Here is a 14,425-nt window from a genome sequence, read left to right as displayed (position 1 = left end):
AACCTGAGTCCTATGAATGTTCTAGAATTCTCGGACCAAATGATTCCATACGAAGAGTTCGCCAATGACTTAGCAGCTAGAATTGCCAACATGATTCAATCCACCCATGACAACCCTGAATACATCAGTCAAAACAAGGCCTGAAGATTATTTGGCAGACGTAATGTTGAACGCTGGCGGAAGGAAGGAAAGGTTGAGCCGTGCAAACGACCAGGCAAGTTAGAATACAGAACTGCAGACCTAAGACTTCTCCAGCGGACCACTCAAAACTACTTCAAAAAAGTTCAAGTAAGAACTAAAAGAGTACGTAAGCAAGATAAAAAAGACTAGATTAAAAACGACAGCGACTATACTTAACCTCGTCATACTCCCAGAGTATAGCCACTTAATTCATTATTGGGAGACAAACCATAATAGTAGGAACTGGTTTTTATCAATTTGAATATGTAATGAGAATACCACACAAATCTGGTGTACCCCATTCTCATAGACCATTGGTATATCCAAAAAGTTTAAAGATATGATAGAATCAAAGCCAATAGTAGATCCTTTGGGAGTTCAGTAAAAAGAGCTTGTGCAGAACTGGGCGTCTGCTACAAGACATTGCGTAAATACCGGATGAACGGCTACAGCCGACAAGGTAAAGCAGGCACACAAGGATTCCTTGTATGCCGTACTGGAAAAAGTCCAGACCTTCTTTACAGACAATCTGCGCGTTTCTGCCAATGATGACAGCCGTCATGCCCGGGAATATGCCTACAACCGATAGCCGGAGGACTTCTGTGCAGAAGCAGGTATCGGTTATGCGCCACGGGAAATCCATGCGTTCATGGACTTTTGCCGACAGCAGGGACTACAGGAAGAGCTGCTGATAGAGTTGGGGATACTCCGGAAAAATGAAGACGAAAAGCTCTATCCGATGTTCCGTAAACGGATTATGATTCCAATCCGGAACAAATGGGGACGCATCATCGCTTATACGGCCCGGTATATCGGCACCACCCCCAAAGCGCCCAAATACATCAACTCCATCACCAGTCTGCTCTACACCAAGGGAGAAACATTGTTCGGCATTGACTGGGCTTTCCGTCTGCGTGACGCGGCCAACTTCATCATCGTGGAAGGAGCGCCGGATGTGCTACGCCTGCATTCCATCGGACTGGAGAATACAGTGGCCACACTCGGCACGGCCTGGAACGAGAACCAGTTTGAGATCCTGAAGCACTACACCAACTCGCTTTGTTTCATTCCCGATACGGACCTGGCCAAGGGCAGTCCCTACGGCCCTGGTTTCAAGGCGGTCATGGCGAAGGAACTGTTTGCCCAAGTAGATTCACTTGTCAAAGAGGGGCAATGCGTCAGCCTGATCGCTGGGCTGCTGCGCTATGTCAAAGACCAGATGGTCTATACCCAGTGCATCGAGCAGTTGGGAAAGATTCACGGCAAGACCCGACTGTGGCGGAGTGCCGTGGAGCAGATACGGAACAATTCCAAGAAAAGTCCTTCCTCAACAACGATGGACCGAAAGCAGGAAAAAAGCTGACCACTGTCTTCGGGAACAATGCCCAGGTGACTTTTGGCTATCTGCTTGCTACCCTATTCCGTGACATCGTGTACCGGAAGCCCCGCCATTTCCCCATCTTGAACCTGTTTGGTGAGAAAGGTACAGGTAAGACCACGCTGGCCACCAGTCTGGAGGCTTTCTTCCTTCACGATGTGGAACCGCCCAACATGGGTGTGGCTTCCGTTCCGGCCATGAACGACCGGGGTTCCCAGGCTGTAAACATTCTTGTCGTGTTTAACGAATATAAGAACGACCTCGACATCCGGAAGATCGCCTTTCTCAAAGGACTTTGGGGTGGCGGTGAACAGACCAAGAAGAACACCCAGACGGACGGCATGACCACACAAACCATTGTCACGACCGGAATGGTCATCTGCGGTCAGGAGAAGCCTACTCAGGACATGGCGCTCTATACCCGTGTGCTATTTCTGGAATACTCCAAGACCAGCTTCAGCATCCTGGAAAAGAAGCACTACGAAGAGCTGCAGGCCATCTGCAATCTGGGCTTGACCCATTTGACCTTGGAAATTCTCAAATACCGTGACCTCTTTAAAAAGAACTTCGCAACCCAGTACGGCATCACCAAGAACGAGCTGGCCATCCGGATAGAGGATGAACAGATCCATGACCGTATCTTCGGTAACTGGGTGATTCCGCTGGCTGCTTTCCGCACGCTGGAAACCGTGCTGAACCTATCGTTCAACTACACCCAGATGCTGGAGACCTGCATCAGTGGCATGCACAATCAGAATGAACTGGCGAAGGAGAGCTCCGAGGTGGTAGATTTCTGGAACATGCTCCAGAGCTGGCAAACCATCGGCAAATGTGTGGAGAAGGTACACTTCAACATCCGTTACCTCACGAAATTCCGTCCGATGCTGACAAACATGGACATCGAGTTCAAGGAAGCCCACCCCATTCTCTACCTGAACATGGCTGCCATCTCCTCGTTGTTCAGCAGCCGGAAATCCACCCAGAACATCACGGCCAACCGCTCGTCGTGGTCCACCATCCTCTCTTACCTGAAATCTCATCCGGCCTTTCTCGGGTTAAAACAGACATGAAGAGTAAGGAACGTCTAAACGCGAAAATATTTGCGTTTGCTGGGCGAAATACAGGAAGAATGGTTACAACAGTATGAGGTAACCTCCTTACAGTTGGCCCTCTCTACCATAACAGCCACCAACCATGTGTTCTTTAACGACATTGCCAAACAGATATATGCCATCACCATCCCCAATATAGAAACCTTAGACAATCCGCAAAGCTATTTTTCTGCCGAGGAAAATAAAGGCATTTCCATTTTGGGCAGACGCACCTTGAGTGAATATCTGTATTACCTGAAACAGACGGATGAAGAAAATTATGACATCCTAACCGATGGTCTCAAGCAGTTGATATCCGGCATTAGTAAGTTTTCAGCAGAAGCTATTACATTGGCAGACGGACAAAGCAAACTATATGACGTACGCATCAAAGAAGTACACAATGTTTCTGCCACCAGCATTCGTCAACTCTCCAGTGGCAGTAAACGGATTATACTCCCTCCTGTTCACGCTGTGCATGGCAGCCAAGAAGCAACATATTCCATTGATAATGATCAAGGAAGCCTGCCTTTACCTCGGGGTGCACCGATGTACCATCTACGACTACATCAACAATCCCGAGCGACCTTTGCCTTTTATCCGGATCTACACCGATAAAAGGGGCATCCTCTTCCAGGGAAGTGACCTCATTGCCTACAAGGAAGCGGGTCTTCCAAGAAGAGAACGCAAGTTCAAGGACAGCCCTCGTGAATAGAAGGCTGCCTTTGGACTTGCCGGGCAGCGGAACTCAGTTCCACTGGCTCCAGGGCAGACCAGCCAAAACGGATTTGCCGTCTGCCTCGGCAAGCTGGCATCCACGAAGGACTCAATCTCCTTCACCAGGTTACTAACCTTGCCGTCCTTCATTTCTGCCGTGAAGGTAAACGGCACACCGCTCAAGGTCTTCCGATGGAAGTCAAAGAAGAGCCTGCCTTCCTTGTACTGAGCGGAAGCAGTCCAACCGAGTTGGGCTGCGATACTGAATATATTTCCATTCCTCATATCTCAGACTAAACCTACTATTTGAGACCTTCCCGGTCCGTGACGGATAAGGCAGGTCATTTTGTTGTTACTTTCACTTCGTTCTCACACTCATTCACCCATTCTTGCAAGGAACTCCTGCAACCAGCAGTCACGCAACTTCTTCAGCGGCACCGGATGGAAGTTCTCCTGCTGCCTTACTTGTAGTTTGCCGAAGCCTTGTTTGGTCAAGTCCAAATCAATGTCCGACAGCTCATTCAAGAAAATGTAGCCGTATTCGTCCTCCATCAGCCCGATGACGATACCGAGGAGGATGGTGTCGTTTCCTTCCTTTTCACCTTCAAGAATGAGCCACTGCACGCCACCGAGCGCAAAGATGACATGGCAAATAGCGTCCTTTCCCTTGCCGTCCTGGGAATAGAGAGGAAAACCTTTCAAGGCTCCCTCCAACTGTGTTATCATGAGTCTGTACATAATTATATCATTTAAGTTGGTTACGTTTCCGATCCCTCTTGTGAAGCTCTTTAGAGCTTCTTGGTTGGGAAAACCGTTTTACATGCATCCCCTCACTGCGGACACCAGGGAGAATAAAGCAAGTGGGAGGACAGAGGACTTTACGGAATACCCAATTTGACACAAATTGTGGAAGGCTGCTGGAAAGTCCTCCGTCCGAAAGCGTCAGCGGCACTTGACGTTTCTCCCGTCCGCAGTACCTTTGCACGTACAAAACGAGTTGGACCAAGAAGCTCCAATGGTTCCAAGACTTTCCTGAACATGACTCCAAGGGAAAGAATTAGCTCTAACAGGTTATCCTAGATAAATTCCTCATGAAAGCTTGCGCAACCCAATACCCCATCCATCTTGAAGATATGCTTCCCGAAAACCGTTGCCGTTGTGAGAACCTATAAAGTGAAGCGAAGTGGAGCCTTGCAGGTTCTCTCTATGGCAACGGACTGGAGTCCTCCATTCGTAGCAAAAGCCAATCAGCCGAGCTTTGCTTGGTGTCGCAGACACGGAGCAAACCGGATGGCGCATCGTCCCCAAAAGGTCGTCACTTCCGGCATCGCATAAAATACGATAAATCGGAAGTGGCGGCCAACATCTGTGAGCCAACTGCCAAAACCATTCAATGGCTCTACTTCCGCAAGCGCCAGCCTGCGTTCGGTAGAGTTATCGTGTAATTTTCATAGAAAAATCAATCAAATAATCAAACAAATATTGTATATTGTCATTCTAATGTTTTATCTTTGCGTATTACTACAATCAATTTATCATTATGGCAGAATTAAATAGGCTAAAAGTGGTTCTCGTTGAGAAAAAGAAAACAGCCAGATGGTTAGCAGATAAAATGGGTAAAGACCCTGCTACGATAAGCAAATGGTGTACTAACACATCACAGCCATCTATAGAAACTCTGGCAGAGGTGGCCAAATTGTTAGAAGCCGACATTCGAGAATTGCTAATACCTACCAATAAACAATAAGAGCAACATGAAAAATTCGGATATAGTCAATCTACTTAAATTGCGTTTTGCTGTTTACAAAGCAGGATGCGGCAAGGGACTTTGGCCATGCTTGGAAGATAATGCAGCAAAGGAATATATGTATTACCTTTTTCCTAAGTCTTCCAAATTGGCCTTTTATAATTTGATGATTAATATCGTCCAAAAGACCCATGAGAATTTTATACCTAAAGATATGTATAGCCTTTTCAAATGTCCGATACAAATAGAAGAGGAAACTTATGTCTATCTTAAACATCATTTGGACGATGACGTAAACTTAGGCATGGAGCCACTTGACTTCATCAGTTCCATGGCTACAGTGGCATGTGATCCTTGTTTTGAAGCTATAAATATTGGAAAGCTGTCAGATGATATAGACAATTCTCTAAGAGTGATGGCTTATCATTACACAAATTTATTCACCAACAGTTATTGCTGTTATCCATATTTCAATTGATGAGGAATCCTAAATACACAACTCAGTTAACTCATGGCACCGGCATGATTAATGAAACACTGTCTCTGCTCTCTATTTATCAGGAAGGCATGGACAAGGATGCGCTCATTAAGTGTGTGAAAGAAAATGATTGCCTGTCATGCAAAACGGAAAATAGACTGGTTCATATTATCTATGATGTCTTTTTCCAGAGATTTATGAAAGTAAATCCCAATGTGCCTCTTTGGCTTAAACTCATTCGTGAGTGTGGATTGTCATTGAAGCATTTTACTCAACTTCTCATGGTCTATTGTGCTCGCGAAAACGCTGTATTTTTCGATGCCGTCACAAAAATTTTGAATTCATGCAAAAATGAAGACCTGCATATTGTTGATAGGGATGCCTTCACAAAATACGTTGAAAACCTAGTAAAAGAAGGCAGAGCAAAATGGAGCGAGTCTGTACAGAAGCGTAACGCCTCTTATGTCCGTTCATGTTTTATCGATTATGAAATGATTAACCGTAAAGGCGAAATCCTACCTTATGAAGTGAACGACTTTACAATTCTTTATTTTATGCATGAACAGCATTTTGCAGGAATGTCAGATATGGCTATTTGGGAAATGGAAGAATGGCGCCTCTTTAACCTGACTCGTCATCAAGTGTTGGATAGAATAATGAACCTTAGTCTCAAAGGTGCCTATATGGCTCAGACATCTGGTGAATTGCTTGCTATTTCATGGAATTACAAATCAATGGAGGAGTTTATTAATGCAACTTTATGAACAAAAATTTGAGGAAGCACTTGCTTATTTAAGTCGTCCTGATATACTTAATCCGACAGGCGACCGCCCCATCTGCTATGTAAATTATGATGTAGAGGATGCTATGGAAGTATATCGTATGATTCCCCTCCATTTGATTCCCAAAGCCAAATTTCATGGCTTTGCAAATGTAAAAGTACTTTCTATTGGCAAAATTCTGCAAGAGTATATTCACAATCATGAATATTATGATGAAGTGTGGGTAGATGAAGAAAATGAATTTGATCTTTATGAGAGTATTCGTCAAGAAATACAAGACAATTCGGTGGTTGCCCGTGCCATTCTTGCTGTTCAACAAGAGATGATGGCCACAGCTCATCCTTTGCTCATCCTCAAGGATCTTGAGCTTCTTCATCCTTATGATAAGATTGGTCGCATCGAACAATTGATATACAACAAGATTGACCTTCCTATCTTAATTCTCTACCCCGGCAGCGCTCAAGGCATTGCCAGAACATTTTTAAATATTTATCCCATGGACGGTAGCTATCGTTCAAAAAACTTCTAAGACATGAATACCATAAAAGAACTATTTGATTCGTCCAAGGACATCAATCGCCGAATTGAAAGTGTTGTCACTTTTGCAGATAATAGCGAGGAGAATCTAAAAAACGAAATCAATGAATATGTAGTAACCGACAAGTTGCACGATAACTATGAAAAGGTTATCGAAGAATTGGAGTCTGCATTCCGTGATTCTTCCAACGAAGTGGGTGTTTGGGTATCTGGATTTTATGGTTCAGGTAAGAGCTCATTTGCCAAATATTTAGGCTACTCCTTCCAGCAGTCATTAAAGGTGGATGGTATTAGCTTTGGTGAAAAACTGATGAACCGAATTCAAGATAATGCACTCAAGACCTTGCATCGTGCGGTTATCCAAAAATATGATCCGCTGGTCATTATGATTGACCTTACCACCGAAGCTACAGCTGGTATTACATCGACCGTGAGCGATATTATGTATTACGAAACGTTGAAGCTCATAGGCATCAAAGCTACCGACCCTAAACTGATGGATTTTATTTCCATTCTTCAAGAAGAGGGTAAATATGACCAGTTCTGCGAATTGGTCAAAGCAGAAGGGAAAGACTGGGAGGTTATTCAGTCAAAGAAGTTGATAGCCAATAAATATGCTGCCAAATTTGCGCCAGTCATACTGCCTGAATATTTCTCCTCTTCAGAAGAGTATAACGCTATCAAAGTTGAATCCGTTGAGAATGAAACCGATCGCTTCAAGCGACTCTGTTCATTGGTCAAACAAAAATATGGCAAAGAACGCATTATCTATGTCCTCGACGAAATTGGACAATACGTAGGGGGCAGTGAAGATTTGATTCGTAGTATGCAGGGAACCATGCAAATCCTGAAATCTCAATTTAAAGGAAATGTTTGGCTCATCGGTACTGCTCAGCAGACATTGACTGAAGACAACCCTCATGCACAAGTCAACTCTGACAAACTCTTTAAGCTTAATGACCGTTTCCCCATCAAGGTTGATATAGAAGCTGATGATATTAAGGAAATCATCACAAAACGACTGTTGGGAAAGTCTCCTCAGGGAAAAGAAGTGTTGACCGACCTATTCAATCGCAATGAAGCATCCATTAAACTAGAAACGCGGTTAACCAATATGGATCGTTCGTTGTATATGAAGCCATTGACCTGCGAATTGTTTGCCAATCTCTATCCCTTCTTACCCGTTCATATTGATATCTTGCTGGCTTTACTTCAAAAGCTGGCAAGCCGAAGTGGTGGCTCCGGTCTTCGTTCAGTCATTCGATTGATTAGAGACTTGTTGGTAGATGGCCATTTGGCAGAATGCCATTTAGGCAAGATGGCTACGCCGGATTTATTCTATGATGCTCTTCATCCGTATATGGAGAAGAATCAAGACTTTCGCGAGTATGCAAGACGATTGCCATTATGCAATTGTTGGACGACTTTTGTTTGTCGTTCGACAATCTCTGTTCCTTACTGTTCCAACAGATTGGCCATCCATTGAGCAAACCGGAACTTCGTGCTTTACTGGATGAAATAAAAGACACTGCCGGCGTTACACTCCAAGAAATTGATGGACGTTTCCGATTCATGACCAATGCCATTCTTAGCGTTCAAGATGAACGTTCCAGAATAAATGCAACTGACTCTGATAAATTCAAAGTCATGAAAGAGTTGGTGCATGATATTCTATCCCCGGCACCATCTGTTAGTATTTATGGCTCGAAGACGATTAGTGCAACGGTGGAATTATGCCGTGGCAGACAGAATCCTGTGTTGATTCCGGGAGGTGACATCAAACTAAACGTTCGCTTCGTGGACGCCAGCGACTTTGAGAAAGTGCATAACGCGCTCCTCACTGAAAGTACGAAAGTGGAAAATAAGCAGACCATGTTTTGGGTATGCACCTTGCCTCAGGACATAGAACTCTTGCTAATTGACGTGGTGAGAGACGAAACCATTTGTAATAACCATCGGCACGATACTAATAAGGAAATCCAAGACTATCTGCGTGCCCAACAAGCAGATGCCGATAAGAATCGACAGGAAATTACACGCATTTTGCGTCAATCACAAAACAACAGCGAAACCATCTGCAAGGGTTCGCCTACATCTGTAAATGGAGAAACTTACAAAACGCAAGCCTTGAAGAATTTTGCCGAACAGGTTTATAACAAATATCCTTTGGCTTCGCGTAGCATGTCAGCTTCTATTGTTAGTGATTTATTGGCTTATGAAGATTCTACCAAGCTGCCTGAATCGCTCAATCCATTTGGCATTGTAGGCGATAACGGCGTTATAGAAACCGGTCATGCCGCGTTTGCTGAAATAAAGGATTATATCGCCTCAAGCAATGATGCTAACGGCGGACAACTATCCGACCACTTCAGCCGTGCTCAGTATGGCTGGAGCAAAGATACTATCCGTTATTTGGTAGCATTGATGTTGAAGGCAGGCATTATCGTAGTAAGAAGTGGTGCTCAGTCATTTAAAATGTTCACCAAGAATGCTGCTGAAGCCATGAAGAATAATACGTCGTTCAGCCACCTTGGGTTGTCTCTTAATACAGATGCTCACTTAAAGCCGGCAGAAATGATGATGGCTATGACTACCCTGAAGGAATTGTACAACCCGCAAGGATTGTCTCCTATTCCGGCCAGCATAGCCAAAATATCATTAAAAATCGCCACGCAACGTCGAACAAAAGTGGAACAATTGAAGGACACTTTTGAAAAACTGAAAATGGCTGGAACATCTACTGTTAGTCAAGCGGTGAATTATTTGGTTAAGATTATCGACTCAGAAGGTGCCGAAGCACCTTATCTCTTTGCCAAAGATAAAGCTTGTGCCGATGCATTAAGGTTTGTCAACCAGGTGTTCAAAGCGGAGGAACAAGGAAAGGTTCTCACTTCTATCAAGAAAATCCAAAAACGACTGAATGATACCCAACGCTTGCCGCAACTTCCCACATTGGAAATATTGAAGAATCAATTGGGAGAAGATGAACAGGCCTTCAATGATATTATGCTCGATCCAATCTGTTTTAATCACACTTCAGAATATGCGGATTTAGCTTCACACATTGACAATGAAATTGAGCAGGCTTGCATGCACTTCTATACGGAGGCTACTCTCTTCATCAATCAGAAGAACAGCGAAATTCGTGGTTCGGAAGATTTCTGTTCATTGAAAGAGGAACAGAAGCAAAGCATTGAAGTCTTGATGAGTAGAATTGCTATTCAGGAGGGTAAAACGCTCGAACTTTTGCAGGAAATGTGCAACCAATTTACCGCTTTCTACGCTCCTTTAGGTCTATTCGATAGTATTGAGCGAAAAGTGAAAGATTTTGTAGCAGCCAACAAACCGGCCGTTACAACGCCTGCTGAGGACGATGATTCCAAACGCCCCAATGAAAGCAGTGACGCAACTGATGCCGAAAGTGTTACAGGAGCTAACGAACCTACAGTCGTTCGTCGTCAGATTAAGCGTCGCCTTACTCAGCGACAGGATGTTGAGTCACTTATTAACGAGTTGACCCGTCTATTGCCTCAAATGGATGAGGGCGTATCAATCGACCTCTCTTTTATTGACTAATCAAAACTTCTAGTTATGATTTCTACATCAGGACGCAAAATATTAATGCAGTTTGTGAGTGACGTCAAGACGTTGCTCACAAACAACATCATATCTTCTCTGCAGCAGCATTATGGTATTTGGGCTGACGGCCGGGTTATTCCTGTCAGCCAACTGACTACAAGTAATGCGGATATCATTTATCGTGCTCGCATGCTTCGTGGCCGTTTGCAATACATCAAAAACAGCCTTCCTGCAGATAGTACAGATATCGACAAAAAAGCAGTGCAACAGCTCACAGCCGAACAAGCGTTCACCATATTGAATCGTTTTTGTGCTGTACGCATGTGTGAAGAACGTGAATTGATTATGCCCTCTATCGGTGATGGCTACGATTCTGACGGCTTCGTCAGTTATGATATGGTAACCGGACAAGGCAGCGTGGGCTCCCGTTACGAACGTTACTGCTGGTATATCCAGTCACTCTACGATGAATTGTCTATCGAACTTCCATCGGTTTTCGACCGCTATTCTCCTTATGGATTGATATGGCCGGATGAAACGACATTGACCAAACTCTTCGACTTAATCAACAATGAAAATCTTACGGCTTTCTATGATGACCAGACGGGCGAAACGGTAGACTTCTGGAGGGAAGACGAAACTTTGGGCTGGATTTTCCAGTACTATAACTCATTAGAGGAACGTCGCAAGATGCGTGATGAGAGCAATCGTCCGCGCAATAGTCGAGAAATGGCGGTGCGTAACCAGTTTTTTACGCCCGATTATGTCGTGCGCTTTCTCACAGATAATTCCCTGGGCCGTATTTGGTATGAAATGACCGATGGTAAGACTTCTATTACGGATTTATGTCAGTATATGATTCATCGGCCTGACGAGGTGCTGACGCCACGTTTTATTAAGGAACCGACCGAATTATCCATGCTTGATCCTGCTTGTGGCTCTATGCATTTTGGACTATATACCTTCGATGTTATGGAAGCCATCTACATGGATGCCTGGGACAATCAGCCCGAATTGTTGTCGCAATATCGCTACACGGAAACCCGGGAATCTTTTGCTCGCTTGGTTCCCAAACTTATTTTGGAAAACAACATTTATGGTGTGGAAATAGATCCTCGTGCCTTGCAGATTGCCGCTCTTTCGCTGTGGCTCCGTGCTCAACAATCGTGGAGTAATTTGGGCATCCCTCGCGAGGAGCGTCCGGTAATTGAGCGTTCACACCTGGTATTGGCTGAGCCGATGCCGGGCAATAAGCGTATGCTCAAATTGTTGACCGAACAATTGGATAAACCCATGCAACGCTTGCTGATAAAGATATGGGACAAGATGAAGTATGCCGGCGAAGCGGGCTTACTCATTAAGATGGAGCAGGAAATACAGGCTGAAATTGAAGATTTACGCAAGAATTGGAGTGAAGTAAATAAGTATGTAGATGCCAGTTTATTTGATTCGGAAGAAAGGATAAAAGAAATTGGCGCTGTAAACAGAAAACTTCATGTTCTTAACAATAAGAAGGAAGCCAAAGAAGCCTTCTTTGCTACAGTTGTGGAGAAGCTACAAGAAGCATTGCACACGGTTTCTTCTCATCTGTCGGAAGAAGAAGGCTACGAAAATACCTTGTTTGCCAATGATGCGGTACGCGGGTTTGCTTTTATTGAATTGTGTCAAAAGCGATACGATGTCATTCTGATGAATCCGCCTTTTGGAGAAGGATCAGAAAGTACAATTGACTATTTAGACACCCATTATTCCTGTTGGTGCAAAAACCTTGTTTGCGCTTTCTTCGATCGTATGCAAGAGTTATTGATCAATGATGGGCTTGTTGGGGCTATCTTTGACCGTACTGTACTCATTAAATCCTCCTACGAGCCATTCCGAAAGAAAAATATTTGTGGTTATATTTCGGCTTGTGCAGATACTGGGTGGAATGTTTTAGATGCTAGTGTAGAAACTTCAACACTGGTATTGTCTAAAACTCCTTCAGAAAGTAGAGAAGGGGTATTCTTTGATGTGCTTGATGATGAGCCTGCATGTAAAGCGGAAATGATCAAACAATCAATTGACACATTAATCTGCGGAAAAAACAATGGCAATACATTCATTTGCAATTCAGCTGAATTTGCGACCCTCCCTAATTCCATAAATGGATATTATTTTGATAATAAGATACTTGAAGCCTTTGAAAGGAAATCTATAGAAAATAGAGGGTTCTATGCAATGCAGGGAATTGGTTTTGTTTCCTCAAGTCATTTTCGGATTTTTTATGAGTTAAGAAATCAAGTAAACTATAAACACATGTACAATGGCAACTCCTATAGTCTATTTTACACAACTTATTGCGACATGACCAATTGGGAAAATGATGGAGTTTATGTAAAAGCTCATAAATCTTATAGAAGTTCCAATTTAGGCAGCCAATTCATCCCTGGTGTATGTTATGGAGAACGAGGAGATATTCTAGACATGCATTTCCTTAAATCAAACATGTTTTTTACAAAGGAAGGATTATCAATTGTAAATTTAAAATGGAATGAAGCATTGGTTTTAAATTCGATGTTTAATTCAATATATGGACAATATTTCTTAAATTTATATTCAGGACAACATAAATGGACAGGTTATACCAATCTCCTCCCCATGCCCGACTATGCTAATCGCCAGTCTGATATCGAGCGCATCATTACTGAAATCATTGACATCAAACGCTGGTGGTTCAGTTTAGATGAAACCAACCTGGAATATCATGGTTTGATTGCACAAGTTATGCATGGTCACCATTTGGGAGAAAGTTTAGATCAACTGCAAGAAAAGCTTACTGCTGATTATACCCGCTACCAAGAGTTAGTGAAAGAAAACGACGACTTATGGATGGATTTGGCAGAGATTGAAGCAGACAGTAACTTCAGAGCCACGCTTAATGCCTATAAGAGTCGCCGTCCTTATGAAGAGCTACTCTCCATCGATGGTGCTAGTAACGGGAATGTCATCAACAAACAAGTGATGGCACAAGAAATCGTCATGGAGTTGGTTGGCATGGCTTTCGGCAGATGGAATATCCGCTATGCAGCCCAGCCCGAAACCATTCCTCCCTTTGGCAATGTATTCGACGCCTTGCCCTTTATGCCAGTAGTATCGTTCCAGTCTGAAGAAGCGCAGCTATATCCGCTTACACTACCGACTGACGGCATTCTGATAGGTGATGATCAGCATCCTGACAGTTTGGTAAAGCGCGTGCAGGAAGTGATGCACAGTCTCTGGAAAAATGATGCAGATGAAATGGAAAGCGAACTCTGCCAGTTAATAGGTGTAGATAGTTTGCAAACTTATTTGGAATCGCCTAATGGTTTCTTCGATTACCATTTTAAGCGCTATACCAAGAGCCGCAGAAAAGCACCTATCTATTGGCCGGTTTCATCACCGGAGGGCGAAATTACCCTTTGGGTGTATTATCCCCAACTGAGTAGTCAAACACTGCCTCACTTACTCTTGTTGTTGAGCAAAGAACATACCGCTGCACAAAGCGATTTAACTGCAGCTCAACTGGCTAACGATAAGAAACGAGAGGCTGCCTTGCTAAACTTGATGGGCGATATACGCACATTGGAGGCAGAACTCCAACAATTGAATGACCTGCCATATAAGCCCAATCATGACGATGGTGTTCCGGTAACAGCAGCACCGTTGCGCAATGTGTTCCACCACAACGCATGGAAAAAGGAATGCCTGAGTAATTGGGAAAATCTACAAAAGGGTGAATATGACTGGAGTCATTTGGCTTATGCCCTTTATCCGGCTCGCATCCGAAACAAAGCGAAAAAGGATTGGTGCATGGCCTTGACCCATGATCTTGAGGAATTGTGCGAAAACAAGCCCAAGGAAAAGAAGCCAAGAAAAAAACGCAGCGAAGGACCAACGATGCAATTGTTTGACTTATAA

The 14,425-nt window shown here is 43.8% G+C and carries 12 protein-coding genes and 3 pseudogenes; 13 read left to right on the top strand and 2 right to left on the bottom strand.

Annotated elements, in window-relative coordinates:
- Nucleotides 1-12: 12 nt before the first annotated feature.
- The 5 genes and pseudogenes from H1A11_RS05035 (at nucleotide 13) to H1A11_RS05025 (ending at nucleotide 3,364) form a co-directional block, all read left to right on the top strand.
- Nucleotides 13-330: pseudogene (locus H1A11_RS05035) on the top strand (hypothetical protein).
- Between the two features lie 499 nt (nucleotides 331-829).
- Nucleotides 830-1,018, top strand: a pseudogene (locus tag H1A11_RS19700) (hypothetical protein); the annotation flags it as partial.
- A gap of 63 nt (nucleotides 1,019-1,081) precedes the next feature.
- Nucleotides 1,082-2,622 (top strand): annotated as a pseudogene (locus H1A11_RS05030) (toprim domain-containing protein); the annotation flags it as partial.
- 42 nt (nucleotides 2,623-2,664) lie between these two features.
- Nucleotides 2,665-3,267, top strand: a complete 603-nt coding sequence (locus H1A11_RS19010) for a hypothetical protein (RefSeq protein ID WP_227186954.1) — start codon at nucleotides 2,665-2,667, stop codon at nucleotides 3,265-3,267.
- Complete coding sequence (locus tag H1A11_RS05025; protein ID WP_255461559.1) at nucleotides 3,191-3,364, top strand: DNA-binding protein; 174 nt, start codon at nucleotides 3,191-3,193, stop codon at nucleotides 3,362-3,364. Before H1A11_RS19010 ends, H1A11_RS05025 begins: the two co-directional genes overlap by 77 nt.
- On the opposite strand, the gene H1A11_RS05020 is transcribed toward H1A11_RS05025, so the two are convergent.
- Together H1A11_RS05020 and H1A11_RS05015 are read right to left on the bottom strand one after the other, a co-directional pair.
- The gene (locus H1A11_RS05020) at nucleotides 3,304-3,651 is read right to left on the bottom strand and encodes a hypothetical protein (protein WP_252195245.1); all 348 of its coding nucleotides are present in this window, start codon (nucleotides 3,649-3,651) and stop codon (nucleotides 3,304-3,306) included. The two genes, H1A11_RS05025 and H1A11_RS05020, sit on opposite strands and share 61 nt — an antisense overlap.
- 90 nt (nucleotides 3,652-3,741) lie before the next feature.
- Nucleotides 3,742-4,104, bottom strand: a complete 363-nt coding sequence (locus tag H1A11_RS05015; protein WP_131226125.1) for a hypothetical protein — start codon at nucleotides 4,102-4,104, stop codon at nucleotides 3,742-3,744.
- A gap of 420 nt (nucleotides 4,105-4,524) precedes the next feature.
- Here H1A11_RS05015 and H1A11_RS05010 point away from each other — a divergent pair, with 420 nt between their 5' ends.
- The 8 genes from H1A11_RS05010 (at nucleotide 4,525) to pglX (ending at nucleotide 14,425) form a co-directional block, all read left to right on the top strand.
- Entirely contained in the window at nucleotides 4,525-4,701 is a 177-nt protein-coding gene (locus H1A11_RS05010) for a hypothetical protein (protein WP_165491397.1), read from the top strand.
- 205 nt (nucleotides 4,702-4,906) lie between these two features.
- Nucleotides 4,907-5,113 (top strand): helix-turn-helix transcriptional regulator, encoded by a 207-nt coding sequence (locus H1A11_RS05005; RefSeq protein ID WP_117964421.1) that lies wholly within the window; start codon nucleotides 4,907-4,909, stop codon nucleotides 5,111-5,113.
- Nucleotides 5,114-5,120: 7 nt separating this feature from the next.
- Nucleotides 5,121-5,591: a BrxE family protein gene (locus tag H1A11_RS05000; protein ID WP_131226123.1), complete on the top strand. Its 471-nt coding sequence runs from the start codon at nucleotides 5,121-5,123 to the stop codon at nucleotides 5,589-5,591.
- Nucleotides 5,591-6,355: a BrxA family protein gene (locus H1A11_RS04995; protein WP_181758074.1), complete on the top strand. Its 765-nt coding sequence runs from the start codon at nucleotides 5,591-5,593 to the stop codon at nucleotides 6,353-6,355. The genes H1A11_RS05000 and H1A11_RS04995 overlap by 1 nt, the downstream gene beginning before the upstream one ends.
- Nucleotides 6,342-6,902 (top strand): DUF1788 domain-containing protein, encoded by a 561-nt coding sequence (locus tag H1A11_RS04990; RefSeq protein WP_131226120.1) that lies wholly within the window; start codon nucleotides 6,342-6,344, stop codon nucleotides 6,900-6,902. Before H1A11_RS04995 ends, H1A11_RS04990 begins: the two co-directional genes overlap by 14 nt.
- Nucleotides 6,903-6,905: 3 nt before the next feature.
- The gene (locus H1A11_RS04985; RefSeq protein ID WP_181757797.1) at nucleotides 6,906-8,396 is read left to right on the top strand and encodes a DUF6079 family protein; all 1,491 of its coding nucleotides are present in this window, start codon (nucleotides 6,906-6,908) and stop codon (nucleotides 8,394-8,396) included.
- Nucleotides 8,318-10,486 (top strand): hypothetical protein, encoded by a 2,169-nt coding sequence (locus H1A11_RS04980; RefSeq protein WP_181757796.1) that lies wholly within the window; start codon nucleotides 8,318-8,320, stop codon nucleotides 10,484-10,486. The genes H1A11_RS04985 and H1A11_RS04980 overlap by 79 nt, the downstream gene beginning before the upstream one ends.
- A 15-nt stretch (nucleotides 10,487-10,501) precedes the next feature.
- On the top strand, nucleotides 10,502-14,425 hold the full coding sequence (pglX, locus tag H1A11_RS04975; RefSeq protein WP_181757795.1) for a BREX-1 system adenine-specific DNA-methyltransferase PglX: 3,924 nt from the start codon (nucleotides 10,502-10,504) through the stop codon (nucleotides 14,423-14,425).

This window comes from Bacteroides sp. CACC 737 (assembly GCF_013874375.1).
In the GTDB taxonomy this organism is placed as follows: Bacteria; Bacteroidota; Bacteroidia; order Bacteroidales; family Bacteroidaceae; genus Bacteroides; species Bacteroides uniformis.
This window is presented reverse-complemented; position numbering and strand designations above follow the sequence as displayed.